Genomic DNA, 16,239 nt, shown 5'->3' on the forward strand with positions numbered 1-16,239 from the left:
TCACTCAGTCACTTTCAGGGGAGCGAACTCGGCCGCGCCACCGGCCAGAAGATCTATGGACACACGTTCGGCCACGTCGAGCGCGGCGTCAGTGAGATGGAGGGCAGAGTGGGAATCCGGCGTCGCCGCGTGCGAGCTGGTGATCTTGCGGGAACCATCCGGGCTATACACGGTTGCGGTGAGAAAGAGCAGTCCATCGTCAACCACGGCCGTGGCGCCGATCGGCGCGGCGCAACCGGCCTCCAGGCGGGCCAGCACGGTACGTTCGGCGGTGGTTGTCGCCTGAGTAGAGCCGTGGTTCATCGCCGCGAGTGCCACGCCGAGCAGGCACTCCGGCTTGCCGTCACGAACCTCGATCGCGAGCGCACCCTGGCCGGGAGCGGTCGGCCAGGCCGACAGCTCGAGAAACTCCGGCGCGAGGAATTCCAGACGGCCGAGTCGGCCGAGTCCGGCCGCAGCCAGCACGACGGCATCGAGGTCGCCCTCGGCGACGCGCCCAATGCGGGTGTCGATGTTGCCGCGAATGTCGACGACGGTCAGGTCGGGGCGACGTTCCAGCAACTGGGCGACGCGGCGGGGCGAGCCGGTGCCGACCCGGGCACCCTCGGGCAGGGTGTCCAGAGTGAAGCCGGCGCGTGCGACCAGCACGTCGCGGGCATCCGCTCTCTTGGGGGTTGCGCCGATACGCAAGCCAGGGTGAGGCTCGGTAGGCAGGTCCTTGAAGGAGTGCACGATGACATCGCACTCGTCATTCAAGAGGGCTTCGCGCAGGGCGCTCGCGAAGACACCGGTACCACCGAGGCTCGAGAGCGGCGCGGTCGAGGTGTCACCGTGTGTGGTGACACGCACGATTTCAACCTCTACACCGGCCGATGCCGCGATGCGGTTCACGATGGTCTGGGTCTGCGCCAAGGCGAGGGCACTCGCACGCGTTCCCACGCGGATCACGGTCACGGCGCCATTCCCGCGACGGCCGGCTTGAAGCCGAGCCGCACGTTTTCGCAGCAGCCGGGGCGGCACACGTCGTACCAGGGGCCGAGGTCGGTTTCGGCCGGACGGTCTTCGCTCGGGGTGTCGTTCAGGCGTTCCTCGATCAGATCGACGAGGCCGCTGACAAAGTCGGGCGAGACTCCGGGGGTCGGCACCCGCACGGCGTGGATGCCGAACTTCGCACTCGTCTCCATGGCCTCGTTGTCGAGATCCCACATGACCTCCATGTGGTCGCTCACGAATCCGAGCGGCACAATAATGACAGCACGGATACCTTGTCGCGGCAACAGGGCGATCGCATCGTTGATGTCGGGCTCAAGCCACGGCATGCTGGGCGGGCCGCTGCGGGACTGATAGACGAGCTGCCATTGCGTCTTGAGCGGGGTGGCCGCGTCTCCAGGTTCCACGAGGGCATCCATAACGACCTGGGCGACGGCGCGGTGCTGCGCCTCGTAGGCGCCACCCTCGCCGAAGCCGCGCTCGGCAGGGCCGCTCTTGTTCGCGTCCGTCATCGGGATCGAGTGGGTCGAAAACAGAATCTCGACCTCGGTGTCGACGTCGATACCGGGCATGGCTGCGACGACATCCTTGAGTCCCTGGGTGACACCGGTGATGAACGGGGTGACGAAGCCGGGGTGGTCGAAAAACTGGCGGATCTTGTCGATGTGGACCGTGTCGTTCAGGCCCTTGTCAGTCAGCGCTGCAGCGAAGTCTTCACGGTACTGGCGGCATCCGCTGTAGGAACTGTAGGCACTCGTCGCGATCGCGAGCAGGCGATTTTGGCCGACTTCGTGGGCGTCGGAGATTGTGTCGCGCAGATATGGTGCCCAGTTGCGGTTGCCCCAAATGACGGGCAGGTTGATGCCGCGACGGTCGAGTTCGACCTGCAGGGCCGCCTTGAGCACCCGGTTCTGGTCGTTGATCGGGCTCACGCCACCGAAGTGGCGGTAGTGGGTGGCGACCTCTTCGAGGCGAGCCTCCGGGATGCCGCGACCACCGGTGACGTTACGCAGGAACGGAATCACGTCGTCCTGGCCCTCTGGGCCGCCGAAACCGGCCAGCAAAACGGCGTCGTACTGGGCCATTACTGCAGAACCTCTACGAGCTCGGCGGTCGAGATGCGGCGTCCGGTGTAGAACGGGATCTCTTCGCGCACATGGCGACGCGCCTCAGTGTCGCGCAGGCCACGCATGAGGTCGACGAGCTCGGTGAGCTCGTCGCTCTCGATCGGCAGCAGCCACTCATAGTCGCCCAGGGCGAAGGCGGAAACGGTGTTCGCGATCGCACCGCGATAGGCGGCGCCCTTGCGTCCGTGATCGGCGAGCATGCGGCTGCGGTCTTCGTCGGGTAGCAGGTACCACTCGAAGCTGCGCACGAAGGGGTAGACGGTCATCCAGGCCTTGGGCTCGAGTCCGCGCAGGAATCCGGGCACGTGGCTCTTGTTGAACTCGGCGTCGCGGTGCACGCCCATGGCGTTCCAGGTCGGTAAGAGGCTCTTGAGCAGGCGACTGCGGCGCAGCTCACGGTTTGCCCACTGCAGGGTCTCTGCCTCGGGCGCGTGGGTCCAGATCATGACGTCGGCATCGGCCTTGAGGCCGGAGACATCATAGAAGCCACGCACGGTGACGCCCTCGGCTTCGATCAAGGCCACCACGTCGTCGAGCTCGTTCACGGCGTGCGGAACATCGCGGCCGTCGAGGTCGTCGGGATTGTGCGGGTCCCTTCGCAGCACGGTGAAGAGGGTGAATCCTTGCGGCGAAGCCGCGGGTAACTCGGAATCGGTGGGGGTGGTGGGCTGAACGCTGGTTACTGCCTCTCCGGCAGCCGGGTGAGTCATGGGTCTAGTTTGCTCTGTATTGCCCCCGCTACCAAAATGAGCCGTGCGGTTGCTGTGAACCGATCCTGGTGGTTACCGGTTTTTGGCCACCGCGGAGGCACCGAACCAGACGATGACACCGACGACGGTCGCCGCGCCGAACGCAATGCCCACGAGGGCGCCCGGGCTGTCTTCGCCGAGCTGGCGCAAGGCGTGGGTCAGGCGGCGGCGCTTGATGCGCAGTTGCTTGGGAATATTGAGCTTGTACTCGATCGCATCGAGCGTCGAGGCGAGCTCGGCGCGAGCGTGCCGGGCTTCGGCGCGCAGGTCATTTGTGGTCATATTCGCCAACTCCCTTGAATGCATCGACGTCGTGACGGATGCTCGCGTGCACGCCCTCCGGGTCGGGTTTCGTTGCCGCCTTCACCCGGTTGACGCCGATGAGCACGAGGACTGCGGCAATGAGCAGGAGCACGACCAGCACGATGAGCGTGGCAAGCCAGAGCGGCAGCACGAGGGCCAGCAAGATCACGAAGAGGGCGACGAGCACCCCGAGCGCGAAGAACAGAAAAGCCCCGGCCACGATGAAGAGGCCGGCACCGATGCCGAAGTTCTTGGCTTTGGCCGTGAACTCGGCCTTGAAGGCATCGAGTTCGGCTTTCACGAGGGCGCTGATCTGGCCGGGCAGTTCCCCGATCAGCGCGAGCAACGGACGTTTGCTCTTCGGGTTGAATCCACTGCTAGTCACGAATTGCCTTCCCTGTCTTCGGGTGTCGCCGGGTTGTCGCGCCTGGCGGTGTAACGAGTGTCGGAATGCTACGAGCTACTGGGCGTCGTCAGCCGCAGGCTTGGCCTTGGGCGTCGGCTTCTCGGTCAGCGTCGGCTTCTCGCTCAGCGTTGGCTTAGCGGCGGCCGCGCGGCTCGTCGTGGTGCTGGCCTTGCCGGCGGGGGTGAGAGCATCTGCTTTTGCTGACGTTGTCGAGGTCTGGGCAGCCGCCTTCTTCTTGGCGACAGCCTGCGTGACGGCCTTCTTTCCGGCGTTATACACCGCAACGGGAACGTCGCCGACGAGTTCGAGGGCGGCGTCGCGCACCTCGGTCACCCGGCGTTGCACGGGTTTGGCGTTCCAGAGGTCATTGGCGGCGGCGGCGATCTGGTCGTAACGTTTGCGGCCGGCGCGTGCACCGAGCACATAACCAACGAGTCCGCCCGTGATGAACAGAAGCTTTCCGCGCATTGAGTCTCCACTTTCGTAAGGTCTTCCCAGAGTAACCCGGTTCGCCGTTTCGGTCTCGGTGGTGTTCGGCAAGTCTGCACCGGTCGTGTCAATACAGGAAGTGCACAGTTTGGGGTACCTGCGCGCCGACCGTTCGGGGGCACTGTGCGTATCTGCGGAGACACCGGTATCCGCGCTGCTCAACGGAAGAATCTTGGCAGTTCGGTACCGGGACTACGCGTCCGGCGCAGCGATGGTCAAGCCGAGCGCAGCGTGCCGAATACGGTCGCCGGCGGCGAGAGCGTGCGGAATGACCGAGGCGAGGCCGGTACCGGCCAACCAAGCGCCGGTGATCTCGAGCGCCGGGGTCGCCATGACGGCCTCGCGCACCTGCTGCGCACGCTCTGGCGCGCCGAGCGTGGCCGGTGACAGGGCGTCACGCCACTCGGTGCGGGCGAATGCGCGCACCGAGGCCGTTGCCAGCGGCACACCGAGCAGGGCGCTCGCGTCGTGCAGGGCGAGGGCCTGCAACTCCTCATCGCTCAGATCGTCGGTCGGGTTGGGCTGGCCGGCGCGGCCGTAGGACAGCCGCACGACGTGGCGGCCGGGGCCGGCCGCTTCGGCGACCCAGGCCCACTTCGCCGTGACGTGGGTGAGCGCTTTCGCGGTGACGTCGGGGGCATCGGCCGAGACGAGCACACCGGTGCCGCGTGGGTGAGCGTCGAGGGCTGGCGCGTCGAGCACGAGCGTGGTCAGGGTGACGGCGGTCGGTGCTGGCCAGTCGAGCTCGGCGAGGGCGTCGAACTGGTCACCGAGCGGGTTGACCAGGCGCAGTGCCTGCGCGCCCTGGGTCGCAACGATGAGGTAACGGGCGGTGAGGATGCCGGTGGTTAGCTCGGCGGCGGGCTCGGTGCCGTCGGTGTGTGTGCGTGCGATCGGTCGAGCAAGCGACGCGGTGGAGCCGGTCGGCGCACCTGCGTCAGTGGGCGCGGCGCCGTCGGTCGGGACCACCTGCGGGTCGGTGGGGGCGGCATCCGCTTGCCGGGTGACTGTGACAGACCAGGTCGGCGTGTCGTCGGTGCCCGAGCGGGCCAGTGCTGTGGCCGTGGTTCCGGTCAGAATTGCCACGTCGTGGCGTTGCAGGGCGGCCACGATCGCGGCGGGCAGGCTGGCCATTCCGCCGAGCAGTCCGCCGACGTTGGACCCGGCCGGGGCGCCAGTGCGCAGGGCCGAAACCGCGCCAGAGAGCGAGCCGGCCGTGGTGAGGGCACGGTTGAGTCCTGGGGCGACCACATCGATTTCGAGGTCGACAGCGCTCGTCGTGTAGACGCCGGACGCGACGGGTTCCACCAGCCGGTCGAGCACGCGCTGGCCCATGCGTTTCTTCACGAGGTCGCCGAGGCTGTGCTCGCGGCCGATCGTGAGCACGGGCATGAGCCGGTCGGCGTAAGCGCGCAGCGACCCCTTCCAGCCGATGACCCGGCGTACATCGTCGGCGAGCGGTGAACCGGGGATTCCGAGAACGCCGGCTTTGGGCAGCGGAACGCTCACCGCGGCATCCGCTTGCTTGAGGGCCGGCAAGTGCAGCCATGCCCCCGCGACGTTGGGCGCCACGACCTGGTCGGTGAGCCCGAGATCCTCGATGAACGACGCGACCGTGCCTCCGCGCACAGCGAAGCTCTCGGCACCGCTGTCGAGGGTGAGCCCGTCGAGAACATGGCCGACGACCGGGCCGCCGACTGCATCCGTTGTTTCGATAATGGTCACGGCCAGGCCTACTTGGGCGCATTCGCGGGCGGCGACCAGGCCGGCCACTCCCCCGCCGATGACGAGAACGTCGATTGGTCTGGTCATTTCAGAGTTCCTTCTTGTTCAGCGCCCGGCGACTCCCTCCAAAATTACAGGACGAATACTACGTTGCCCGCAAATGGTGGGACCGGGTTACTCGGCCGCGCTCACGTCGTGCACGAGGCTGACCAGGCGGGTGAGCACGTCGGGGTCGGTGTCGGGCGGAACGCCGTGACCGAGGTTGAGCACGTGCGAGGGCGCGCTGCGTCCACGTTCGAGTACGTCGCGCACGTGGGCTTCGAGCACGGGCCATGGCGCCGCCAGCAGGGCCGGGTCGACGTTTCCCTGCACCGGAACGGCTCCGCCGAGTCGGCGGTTGGCCTCATCGAGCGGCACCCGGTAGTCGACGCCGACGACGTCGGCGCCGATGTTGTGCATTTCCTTCAGCAGTTCGCCGGTGCCCACACCGAAATGCACGATCGGTACATTGCCTTGGACGTTGTTCACGCTGTAAGTCAGGTCGCGCACGTGCGCGATCGCCGCCGCCGAAGCTGGCGCAACGGATGCCGCATAGTCGGCCAGCGAAAGCGCGCCGGCCCACGAGTCAAACAGTTGCGCAGCGCTGGCGCCGGCGAGCACCTGGGCGCGCAGGAACCGACCGGTAACGTCGGCGGTCCACGCCATAAGCCGCGCCCATGCTTTGGGCTCGGCGTGCATGAGCGTGCGGGCGTGGATGTGGTCCTTCGACGGACCACCCTCGACCAGGTATGCGGCCAGGGTGAACGGCGCGCCGGCGAAGCCGATCAGCGGGGTCGATCCGAGTTGGGACACCGCGCGGGACACTGCGTCGCGAATCGGCGCGAGGGCCTCGTCGAGAATGGCGGGGTCCAGAGCGGTGAGTTCGTCGACATCCGCTGACGTGCGCACCGCCTTGCCGAGCACCGGACCCTTGCCGGCCACGATCGCCACGTCAACACCGACGAGTTTGAGCGGAACGACAATGTCGCTGAAGAAGATTCCGGCATCGACGTTGTGGCGCCGCACCGGCTGCAGCGAGATTTCGCTCGCGAGTTCGGGGTCGAGGCACACGTCGAGCATGCGCGTGCCGACACGCAGTTCACGGTATTCGGGCAATGATCGCCCGGCCTGACGCATGAACCACACCGGCGTCACGTCGGGCCGAACGCCTTGATAGGCCTGAATTAGGCGGGAGTCGGCGGTGAGGCCGGAGGAGAGTGGATGCTGCGCGTCGAGGATCATCCCGCCCATTCTCTCAAACATCCCTGACGATGTGTGCCGGGAGCGTACAGCAATAAGTCGTAGAATCGGCTAGTGCTCATTCTTCTGTCGGCCAGTCACAAAAACTCCACCTTCGATGTGCTGGAGAAATTGTCTGTCGGCGGCGGCGCTTCGGCCATGCGCATGGTCGAGCAGTACAGTCCGCTCAGCGGTGCGGTCGTCGTCGCCACCTGCAACCGTTTCGAGGCCTACCTCGATCTCGATGAGCCCTATGGCGTGTCACCGCTGCCCGCCGTGTACGCCGCGATCGAGGCCGTCAGCGCCAGCACTGGCGTCACCGAAGACACCCTGCGCGACAATCTCACCCTCGTGCACGGCAATGGCGTTGCCGAGCACCTGTTCGCCGTAACGAGCGGCCTCGAATCCGTCGTTGTCGGCGAGGTCGAGATCGCCGGCCAGGTGCGCCGCGCGCTGGAGCAGGCTCGCGCCGACGGCACCACGAGTCCGGAACTGGAGCGTCTGTTTCAGCGGGCTTCCCAAACATCGCGCGGAGTCAAGAACCGCACCGGCATCGGCTCAGCCGGGCGTTCGATCGTGCGTCTCGCCCTCGAACTAGCCGAAAGCCGGGTCAGCGACTGGTCCAGCGCTCGAGTATTGCTAGTCGGAACCGGCCGCTACGCCGGCGCCTCCCTCGCCGCGCTGCGTGACCGCGGCGCCGAGAACGTGCGCGTCTACTCGCCGTCCGGTCGCGCCGTCGGGTTCGCCACCTCCCATGACATCGACGCCGTTGCCACGGCCGATTTCGCCGCGGAAGTCGCCCGTGCCGACGTCGTCGTCACCTGCACACTGCGCGACGATCACGTCATCGATGCGGCCCTGATCACCCGCGGCCGCGCCGAGATCGGCGTGGATCCGTTCGCGATTGCCGGCGCCACCGCCGATGCCCCGGCCCGTCTCTGCCCGGCCGATACCGGCCCCGAAGCGCCGCCACAGCTCATCATCGATCTCGGCCTGCCCCGCAACGTGGCGCCGGACGTGACCCTGGTGCCCGGCGTCGAGCTGCTCGACCTCGAGACCATCAGCATCCATGCGCCGCTCGAAGAGCTGAACGCCACGACCGAGGCCCGCGAAATCGTTGGCAAGGCCGCCCGCAAGTTCTCGGATGTGGCCGAGGAACAGAGCCTTACCCCGGCTGTCGTCGCCCTGCGCAGCTATGTGTTCGAGCTGCGCGACGCCGAAATCGCCCGGGCCCGCAACCGCGGCGACTCGAGCGAGGCGACCGAGTCGGCCCTGCGCCACCTGGCCGGCGTACTACTGCACACCCCCATGGTGCGCGCCCGCGAGCTCGCCCGGGCCGGCGAACAAAAGGCCTACCTCACCGGGCTCGATGCCCTGTTCAGCATCGACGTTACGCTGCCCGCCGCCGGCGCAGCGGACGCCGGAGGCACCGAGGAGCTCGCCTCCTAGCTCACCCTGACGACCGGTCACCGGCGCTTCCTGTGGCTATTCAGGAAATCGGCCCGGTACAGGCTGATCAACCCAGGAGTCAGGGCACTCGACCGCACACGGTGACCCGCATTGCCTGAATTAGCCACACAGCGCGGGCCGGACTGGGTCATATCGGGCTGGCGACCTCGATCAGGGTGACTCCGGCGGGCGCCCCGGGCGATGACATTGCAGCGAGGGCCTCCGGCGCTTCAGCGAGGCTGATTCGGCGGTTGATCAAGTCCCCCGGGCGCAATCGTCCGTTCAATACGAGTTCAAGCAGCGCCGGATAGTCCCGGGCGGGCATGCCGTGGCTGCCCAGCACAGTCAGTTCGCGCGCGATCACCGTGCCGAGCGGCAGGCGCGGATCGTCGGCAAGCAGGCCGATCTGCACGTGCCGTCCGCGCGTAGCCAAAGAACGGATGCCGATGGCGACCGTATTCTCCCGGCCGAGCGCCTCGAGGCTCACGTCTGCACCCCCTGATACGAGCGCCCGAATGCGCGCGACCACCTCGTCGTTGGGCAGCCCGGCCGAGTTGACCACGTAAGCGGCTCCCACCCGGCTCGCCGCTCCGAGCGCGTCGGAATTGATGTCGACGGCGATGACGATCGCGCCGAGCGCCTGCCCGATCATGACCGCACTCAGGCCGACTCCGCCGCAGCCGACGACCACGAGAGTTTCACCCGCCTGCAGCCCCGCCTGGTGCACAAGTCCGCGGTATGAGGTGGCGAACCGGCAGCCGAGAAGCGCGGCAGCGCCGGCGTCGAGGGCATCGGGGATGGCGATGAGATTCACGTCGGCGTTGTGCAGCGCGACCCGCTCGGCGTAGGAACCCCAGTGGGTGAATCCGGGCTGGGTCTGGTTGCGACAGACCTGCCCGTTGCCGGCGTCGCACTCCGGGCACTCGCCGCAGGCGCAGACGAATGGCACGGTTACGCGCTGACCAATGCGAAATCGGCGCACGAGCGGCCCGACCGCATCGATCACGCCGACCAGTTCGTGGCCGGGTACGTGCGGCAACGCGATGTCGGCGTCGTGGCCGAGCCAGCCGTGCCAGTCACTGCGGCAGAGTCCGGTCGCCTCGACCCGCACGATCACGCCGGCTGCGCTGAGCAGCGGCTCTGGTACCTCTCGCAGCACCGGAAGCACACCGAATTCTTCGAAATAGACCGCTTTCATGGTTTACAGTCTGCCCGACGGATGCTGGCGGCCAGACTCGGCCGCCAGCATCCGTTCTCAAAGCGGACTAGGCGCCGCGCAGCCGCACGGTCAGGTAGGCCTCAAGCTCAGCGAGGGGCACGCGCTCCTGTGCCATCGTGTCGCGATCACGTACGGTGACGGCCTGATCGTCGAGGGAATCGAAGTCGACCGTGATGCAGAACGGTGTGCCGATCTCGTCTTGGCGGCGGTAACGGCGGCCGATCGCTCCGGCGTCGTCGAAGTCGACGTTCCAGAGCTGGCGCAGGCTCGACGCGAGCTCACGCGCCATCGGCGACAGGCGCTCGTTGCGCGACAGCGGCAGGATCGCGGCTTTGACCGGTGCCAGGCGCGGATCAAGCTTGAGCACGGTGCGCTTGTCGACACCGCCCTTGGCGTTCGGAACCTCTTCCTCAACATAGGCGTCGACCAGAAAAGCCATGAGCGAGCGAGTGAGGCCAGCGGCGGGCTCGATCACCCACGGCGTCCAGCGCTCGTTCTTCGTTTGGTCGAAGTAGGACAGATCTTTACCGGATGCCTTAGCGTGTGTCGACAGGTCGAAGTCGCCACGGTTTGCCACGCCCTCGAGCTCGCCGAACTCGGTGCCGGTGAATCCGAAGCGATATTCAATGTCGACTGTGCGCTTGGAGTAGTGCGAGAGCTTCTCGGCCGGGTGCTCGAACAGGCGCAGGTTCTCGGGGTTGATACCGAGGTCGGTGTACCACTTCATCCGGGTGTCGATCCAGTACTGGTGCCAGGTCTCGTCTGTGCCGGGCTCGACGAAGAATTCCATCTCCATCTGCTCGAACTCGCGGGTGCGAAAGATGAAGTTTCCCGGAGTGATCTCGTTGCGAAAGCTCTTACCGATCTGGCCGATGCCGAACGGCGGCTTGGAACGCGACGCCTGCAGCACGTTGGCGAAGTTCACGAAGATGCCCTGCGCGGTTTCGGGGCGCAGGTAGTGCATGCCGGCCTCGTCATCGACCGGGCCGAGGTAGGTCTTGAGCAGACCGGAGAAGGCACGTGGCTCGGTCCAGATGTGACGGTTGCCGCAGTTGGGGCAGGCAATGTCATCGAGACCGTTCTCGGGCGGGCGGCCCTTCTTCTCTTCATACTGCTCTTCGAGGTGGTCAGCGCGAAAACGCTTGTGGCAGCTCGTGCACTCGATCAGCGGGTCGCTGAAAACCTCAACGTGACCGGATGCTTCCCAGACCTGGCGAGGCAAAATAACGCTCGAGTCGAGGCCGACGACATCGTCGCGGCTCGTGACCATCGAACGCCACCACTGCTTCTTGATGTTCTCTTTGAGCTCGACACCGAGGGGTCCGTAGTCCCAGGCGGAGCGGGAACCGCCGTAGATCTCGCCGGCCTGAAAAACGAAGCCACGGTGGCGGGCGAGGGCGATGACGGAATCAAGATGAGTGGGTGCGGCCACGGTGGCTCCAATGGTCGAAGGCGCAGAATGCGGGCGAGTGCCCGGATGTCCATTTTACGCGCTCACGTCGCCCGTCGTTCCCGCGCCGCCTCTGGGCGGGGCTCCGGCCGCAGTGACGTAAGAGTGCAGATTGACAGTATCTGTCTTGGCTCAACGAGGAGAAATGGGCGCCACGTCCAGCACGACTGAATCACCGACCGCTCTGAAACGGATTCCGCACGACCTCGCGGTCGCCCTGAATCCGGAAGAACTTGAAGCCCACAATCGCCAGTGGACGCCGCTGAAGAACGCGATCTGATCGGTCATTTCTCTGCTCGGCGGCCTCAGCTGGGTCATGCTCGCCGTCGTGCGCGGTGAGACCGTGAACGCGATCTGGTTCGTGTTCGCCGCGATCTGCACCTATCTCATCGGCTACCGCTTCTATTCGAAGTTCATCGAGAAGCACATCGTTCGCCCCGACGACCGCCACGTTCTGTTCGGTCACCACTTCGCCGCCATCGCCGGCTCTGGCCCCCTGGTCGGCCCCGTGTTGGCCGCCCAGCTGGGTTATCTGCCGGGTACGATCTGGACCATTGTCGGCGTAGTGCTTGCCGGCGCCGTACAGGACTACCTCGTACTGCACTTTTCCATGCGGCGCGGCGGCCGTTCCCTCGGACAGATGGCCCGCGACGAACTCGGCGTGATCGGCGGCACCGCTGCCCTCATCGCGACCCTCGTGATTATGGTCATCATCGTTGCCATTCTCGCGCTCGTTGTCACCAATGCCCTCGCCGAGAGCCCGTGGGGCGTCTTCTCGGTCGGAATGACCATCCCCATTGCGCTGTTCATGGGTTGCTACCTGCGCTTCTTCCGCCCGGGCAAGATCACTGAGATCTCCATCATCGGCTTCGTGCTGCTGATCGCCGCCATCGTTGGCGGCGGCATGGTCAACGGCACCGAATGGGGCCAGACCTACCTGCTGCTCGACAAGGTTACTATCGCCTGGGGCATCATCATTTACGGCTTCATCGCCGCGATTCTGCCCGTGTGGCTGCTACTCGCACCGCGCGACTACCTGTCAACCTTCATGAAGATCGGTACGATCGGCATGCTCGCCGTGGCGATCGTCATCATTCGTCCGGAAATCAGCGTGCCGGCGGTCAGCGGCTTCGCCACCACCGGCACCGGACCCGTCGTGGCAGGAACGCTGTTTCCGTTTCTGTTCGTGACGATCGCCTGCGGCGCCCTCTCCGGTTTCCACGCACTCATCGCCTCTGGCACCACGCCCAAGCTCATTCAGAAGGAACGCCAGACTCGCTTCATCGGCTACGGTGGCATACTCATGGAGTCGCTCGTGGCCATCATGGCCCTCGTCGCGGCGCTGTCGATTGACCACGGCATCTACGCCCCGGCCGGATTCATCATGACTGCGCCAGAGAAGGTGCTGCAGGCAGAGTGGGATGCCCTTCCGGTCGAAAAGAAGATCAAGGTCAAGGGCCGCTGATGACCGTTCTGGCGGGCGTCCGCAAGGGCGCCCGCGGCGTGATCTGGTATCTCAAGGGCGTCCTCGGTGAGGACGCCTACGAGAAATATGTGGCGCATCACGCGGCCTGCTGCGAAACGGATGCTGCCGACTTTGACGGCGCGCAGCATCCGCTGATGACGGCGCGCGAATTCTGGCGGGATCAGACCGACCGGCAGGACCAGAACCCGCAGGGGCGCTGCTGCTAGCTTTGCTGCTTGATCGGATGCGGCCCACCCAGCCGCACGTCGGTCGGGTGGCCCGCGCTCGCCCGCCGCGCCGCTAGTCTGGGGCGATGACGAACGGGGGCAGGGGTGCAGCGCCTGCGCGCGCTGCACCCCTGGCTCGGCCGGCTACCGCCGTGGGGGCTCGTGCTGCTGATCTGGGCCGGCTCGCGGCTGCTCACAACGACACTGCTAGCCACCCTGTTCGCCGTCGCGACTCGTTTGGACTGGCCCTTCGCGAGCTATCGGAGCGACCCGAATTTCTTCACCTTCTCGGGTTCCTGGGACAGCTCTTTTTACCGGCAGATTGCGCTGCACGGGTATCCCAGCGAGCTGCCAACGGATGCTGCCGGCCAGGTCGAGCCGAATGCCTGGGCCTTTCTGCCGGTGTTTCCGTGGCTCGTGCGCGGCGTCTCGGCGGTGACCGCCCTCGATTTCTACGTCGCTGGCACGCTCGTGGCGATTGCGTTCGGGGTCGGAGCGGCGCTCATGCTGTACCGGCTGCTCGCCCCGCGGGTGGGGGAGCATTGCGCGCTGTGGGCAGTCGCCCTGTTCTGTTTCGGGCCGCTGTCGTTCATTTTGCAGGTAGCCTACGCCGAGAGTCTGTTTCTGTTCCTGGTCTTTGCGAGCCTGGGCCTGATGCTGTCGAAGCGCTATCTGCTGATGATTCCGCTTGCGGTGGTGGCCGCGTTTACTCGGCCAGGCGTGCTCGCCTTGTCGCTCGCCCTCGCGATCCTGCTGGTGCTGCGCTGGCGCGAGCGAGATCGCTTTGCCTGGCGCGAGCGCTGGTCGATCGTGGTCGCGGGGCTGGCTATCGCCGCGGCCGGGCTGGCCTGGCCGCTCGTGGCCGGCGCAGTCACCGGGGCGTCCGACGCGTACCTCGATACGGAGCTGTCCTGGTGGACCGGTTTCGTCGGCCGGGTCGAGTTCGTGCCGCTCACGCCGTGGTTTCTCATGGCCGGACAGTACCTCGGCGTGGCCGGCACTGTGCTGGTGCTCGTGCTCGTGGCCGGGTTTGGGTGGTGGTTGTCGCGGCGAGCGCTGCATCCGCTTCGACCGGAAATCGTCGCGTATTCGGCGAGCTACGGACTCTATTTGGTGGCCGTATTTCTGCCGCAGCAAAGCCTGTTTCGGCTGCTGCTGCCACTCGCGCCGCTGCTCGGCGACCCGGCGATCGCCAGGTCGAAGCCGCTGCGGCGTGGGCTGCTCGCTGTTTCTGTCGCGCTACAGCCGGTCGCGATTGTGCTGCTCTGGTTTGTGGGGTACCCCTGAGCTCGTTAGCGCTCGAGCGGCTCACCCAACAGCGCGAACAGCCAGACAACAATCGACAGGTTCACCATCGACCAGGTCATCATCCCGAGGAACAGCCGGGTCGATACCGTGGGGCGAAGTTCCGCTGCCCCACCCGGTTCGATGATTGGGTCATCGTGCGGAGAGTGGCGCATCTGGCTCCAGATCGCTGGAACAAGCACGAGCAGCGTGGAAACGATCACGATTGGCAGTGCGGGAACGGTGAAGAGCACCCTTGCGCCGCCCCACAGGCTGAGCGCAATGGAGGGACCGAAACCCAGGACGGCCGCGACCACGATCATCCAGATGCGCAGGCGCATCCGCACGAACACCTTGAGAAATGTCGGGAGGAGTACCGCGACGATGCCCACGGCAGCAACGACCACAAGTGTTGCCGGGTCGATCTTTACCGCCTTACCCTGCACGAGCGGCAGCGCCGAGAGCGTGAAGCCGAAAAGCCCCAACACCCCCAGACCGGCCCGAAGGCCTAGACCGTTCACCGCTTTTAGCGGAACGGTCGACAGGTTGAGCTCGGCGGCATAGCGCTTAGGGCTGCCGAAGCATTCCTCGGCGCTCGACCCTGCATCGGCGAGAAACTCCCGGGCGCTGGCCACGGCGTCGCCAATGTCGTTGCCGCGCACGGCGAGCAGCCGCAGTTCGATCGTGAATTCATCGAACCAGGTGGCATCGTTGGTGGCCGTCTGTTCAGAGCGGATGCCCCTTCGGCCACTTTCATGATCGCGTGAAGTGCTGGTCATCATGCTTGGGCCGAGCCTTTCGATTGCGAGATCGGGCATTACTGGTTGTCCGGGTAGAGGACGAAGACGAGGACGATGCTGACGGCGCCATAAAATACGAGGATCCAGTTCGTGACCACGATGAAAAGGCGCGACCCCAGCGATGGGCGCTGATCAGGCTCCGCGCCCGGTTCCAGAATGGGGTCGTCACTGAGATTGTGACGCACCTGATTCCAAATGGCAGGCACCACCAGCAGAATTCCGGCGGCGATGGCAACCGGCAGCGCGGGAACGGTGAACAACACCGTTTGGCCCTGCCACACGCTGAGCAGAACGGGACCGGCACCGCCAAACACAATTCCGGCGAAGATCATCCCCAGCACTAAGGGGCGTGAACGCGCGCGCAGCAGCACCGGAATGGCTCTCGGTATCAAGGACAATATCAAAGCCATCGCCACGAGGGACACGAGCAACCACACTCTGACAACTAGGCCGTCGTCGCCGCCCGCGAGGGGGAACGCAGTTTGGCCGAGAACGACCAGCCCGATCACCCCGATGCCGCTCATCAGCAAGACTTCATTGGTCTTGGCTTTCGCAACGGCCGGCAGGTCGAGCTCGGCCGCGTAGCGCTGGGCGCTGCCAAAAGACTCCTCGGCCGTCGTGCCGGAATCTTCGAGAAACTCCCCCGCACTGGCCACGGCATCGCCGATGAGGCTGCCGGAAACCTCGAGCAGGCGCAGTTCGATCGTGAAATCATCGAGCCAGGCCGCGTTTGCGCTCTCGCGCTCGGTTTCAGCCGAGCGGATGCCCGCCGGGCCGCTGATCGAGCCCGCACTACCAGCAACGGCGCGCTCCTCGTTAGCTGTGCTGTAAACGACGTCACTCGCAGCGGCGCCGCCTGAACCAGCGGGGCCTCCCTCAGTTCTGCCCGAATCGCTGCTGTCGTGATCGTGGTGGTTGCTGGTCATCATGCAGCCGGCCCTTTCTGCAAATGGTCATGCACGGTGGTAGCGAAGAGCTTCCACTGACCGGATTGGTCAGAGAGCTCGTGCTGCCCGGAGTCGGTGAGCGCGAAGTATTTGCGGCCCGGTCCCCCGGCGCCCGGTCGCCACTCGGCGGCGATCCAGCCCGCGGCTTCAAAGCGGGTCAGTAGCGGATAGAGAGTGCCGCCCTTGATAACGCCGAAGCCGGCGGATTCGAGCGCCGAGGCGATCGCGTAACCGTAGGTCGGGCCGGGCGCGAGCGTGCGAAGCACGCAGAGGCCGAGGGCGGCGCGCATCCACTCGGCTGGCCAGGATTTCGGTTGCATGACTACATAGT

At 65.9% G+C, this 16,239-nt stretch carries 16 protein-coding genes and 1 pseudogene; 4 read left to right on the forward strand and 13 right to left on the reverse strand.

All coding sequences use genetic code 11. The annotated features are described in order from the left end of the window. The 8 genes from hemC to hemE all read right to left on the reverse strand — a co-directional run bounded on the left by hemC (nucleotide 1) and on the right by hemE (nucleotide 7,070). Complete coding sequence (hemC, locus tag CXY73_RS13265; protein ID WP_104177980.1) at nucleotides 1-954, reverse strand: hydroxymethylbilane synthase; 954 nt, start codon at nucleotides 952-954, stop codon at nucleotides 1-3. Further along, entirely contained in the window at nucleotides 951-2,075 is a 1,125-nt protein-coding gene (locus tag CXY73_RS13270) for a ferrochelatase (protein ID WP_104136877.1), read from the reverse strand. Before CXY73_RS13270 ends, hemC begins: the two co-directional genes overlap by 4 nt. After that, entirely contained in the window at nucleotides 2,075-2,827 is a 753-nt protein-coding gene (gene hemQ / locus CXY73_RS13275) for a hydrogen peroxide-dependent heme synthase (RefSeq protein WP_104136880.1), read from the reverse strand. Before hemQ ends, CXY73_RS13270 begins: the two co-directional genes overlap by 1 nt. 72 nt (nucleotides 2,828-2,899) lie before the next feature. After that, a complete protein-coding gene (locus CXY73_RS13280) occupies nucleotides 2,900-3,148 on the reverse strand; it encodes a DUF3618 domain-containing protein (RefSeq protein WP_104136883.1) in 249 nt (82 codons plus the stop codon). Next, nucleotides 3,135-3,554, reverse strand: a complete 420-nt coding sequence (locus CXY73_RS13285; RefSeq protein WP_104136886.1) for a phage holin family protein — start codon at nucleotides 3,552-3,554, stop codon at nucleotides 3,135-3,137. The genes CXY73_RS13280 and CXY73_RS13285 overlap by 14 nt, the downstream gene beginning before the upstream one ends. A 75-nt stretch (nucleotides 3,555-3,629) precedes the next feature. Next, complete coding sequence (locus CXY73_RS13290; protein WP_104136888.1) at nucleotides 3,630-4,043, reverse strand: hypothetical protein; 414 nt, start codon at nucleotides 4,041-4,043, stop codon at nucleotides 3,630-3,632. A gap of 213 nt (nucleotides 4,044-4,256) precedes the next feature. After that, on the reverse strand, nucleotides 4,257-5,876 hold the full coding sequence (locus CXY73_RS13295; RefSeq protein WP_104177981.1) for an NAD(P)/FAD-dependent oxidoreductase: 1,620 nt from the start codon (nucleotides 5,874-5,876) through the stop codon (nucleotides 4,257-4,259). Between the two features lie 87 nt (nucleotides 5,877-5,963). Next, nucleotides 5,964-7,070 carry a uroporphyrinogen decarboxylase gene (hemE, locus tag CXY73_RS13300; protein ID WP_104136897.1) on the reverse strand — a complete coding sequence of 369 codons (1,107 nt, stop codon included), beginning with the start codon at nucleotides 7,068-7,070 and terminating at the stop codon, nucleotides 5,964-5,966. Nucleotides 7,071-7,142: 72 nt separating this feature from the next. Here hemE and CXY73_RS13305 point away from each other — a divergent pair, with 72 nt between their 5' ends. Further along, a complete protein-coding gene (locus CXY73_RS13305) occupies nucleotides 7,143-8,516 on the forward strand; it encodes a glutamyl-tRNA reductase (RefSeq protein WP_104136900.1) in 1,374 nt (457 codons plus the stop codon). 148 nt (nucleotides 8,517-8,664) lie between these two features. On the opposite strand, the gene CXY73_RS13310 is transcribed toward CXY73_RS13305, so the two are convergent. After that, on the reverse strand, nucleotides 8,665-9,714 hold the full coding sequence (locus CXY73_RS13310; protein WP_104177982.1) for an alcohol dehydrogenase catalytic domain-containing protein: 1,050 nt from the start codon (nucleotides 9,712-9,714) through the stop codon (nucleotides 8,665-8,667). A 67-nt stretch (nucleotides 9,715-9,781) separates the two neighbouring features. Next, nucleotides 9,782-11,167, reverse strand: coding sequence for a glycine--tRNA ligase (locus CXY73_RS13315; RefSeq protein ID WP_104136902.1), 1,386 nt, complete (start codon nucleotides 11,165-11,167; stop codon nucleotides 9,782-9,784). A gap of 163 nt (nucleotides 11,168-11,330) precedes the next feature. Between CXY73_RS13315 and CXY73_RS13320 the strand changes: the two are divergent. The 3 genes and pseudogenes from CXY73_RS13320 to CXY73_RS13330 form a co-directional block, all read left to right on the forward strand. Next, nucleotides 11,331-12,581: pseudogene (locus CXY73_RS13320) on the forward strand (carbon starvation CstA family protein); the annotation flags it as partial. A gap of 68 nt (nucleotides 12,582-12,649) precedes the next feature. Further along, a complete protein-coding gene (locus CXY73_RS13325) occupies nucleotides 12,650-12,877 on the forward strand; it encodes a YbdD/YjiX family protein (RefSeq protein ID WP_104177983.1) in 228 nt (75 codons plus the stop codon). Between the two features lie 105 nt (nucleotides 12,878-12,982). Further along, complete coding sequence (locus CXY73_RS13330; RefSeq protein WP_104177984.1) at nucleotides 12,983-14,164, forward strand: hypothetical protein; 1,182 nt, start codon at nucleotides 12,983-12,985, stop codon at nucleotides 14,162-14,164. Nucleotides 14,165-14,169: 5 nt separating this feature from the next. Here CXY73_RS13330 and CXY73_RS13335 read toward each other — a convergent pair whose 3' ends face one another. Genes CXY73_RS13335 through CXY73_RS13345 form a run of 3 tightly spaced genes read right to left on the reverse strand, consistent with a single transcriptional unit; the run spans nucleotide 14,170 to nucleotide 16,228 of the window. Further along, complete coding sequence (locus CXY73_RS13335; RefSeq protein ID WP_104177985.1) at nucleotides 14,170-14,979, reverse strand: hypothetical protein; 810 nt, start codon at nucleotides 14,977-14,979, stop codon at nucleotides 14,170-14,172. Next, nucleotides 14,979-15,887, reverse strand: a complete 909-nt coding sequence (locus CXY73_RS13340) for a hypothetical protein (protein WP_233198335.1) — start codon at nucleotides 15,885-15,887, stop codon at nucleotides 14,979-14,981. The genes CXY73_RS13335 and CXY73_RS13340 overlap by 1 nt, the downstream gene beginning before the upstream one ends. Further along, nucleotides 15,887-16,228 carry a PadR family transcriptional regulator gene (locus CXY73_RS13345; RefSeq protein WP_104177987.1) on the reverse strand — a complete coding sequence of 114 codons (342 nt, stop codon included), beginning with the start codon at nucleotides 16,226-16,228 and terminating at the stop codon, nucleotides 15,887-15,889. The genes CXY73_RS13340 and CXY73_RS13345 overlap by 1 nt, the downstream gene beginning before the upstream one ends. Between the last annotated feature and the right edge of the window lie 11 nt (nucleotides 16,229-16,239).

It is taken from the genome of Cryobacterium sp. Y50, assembly GCF_002929805.1.
Lineage (GTDB): Bacteria > Actinomycetota > Actinomycetes > Actinomycetales > Microbacteriaceae > Cryobacterium.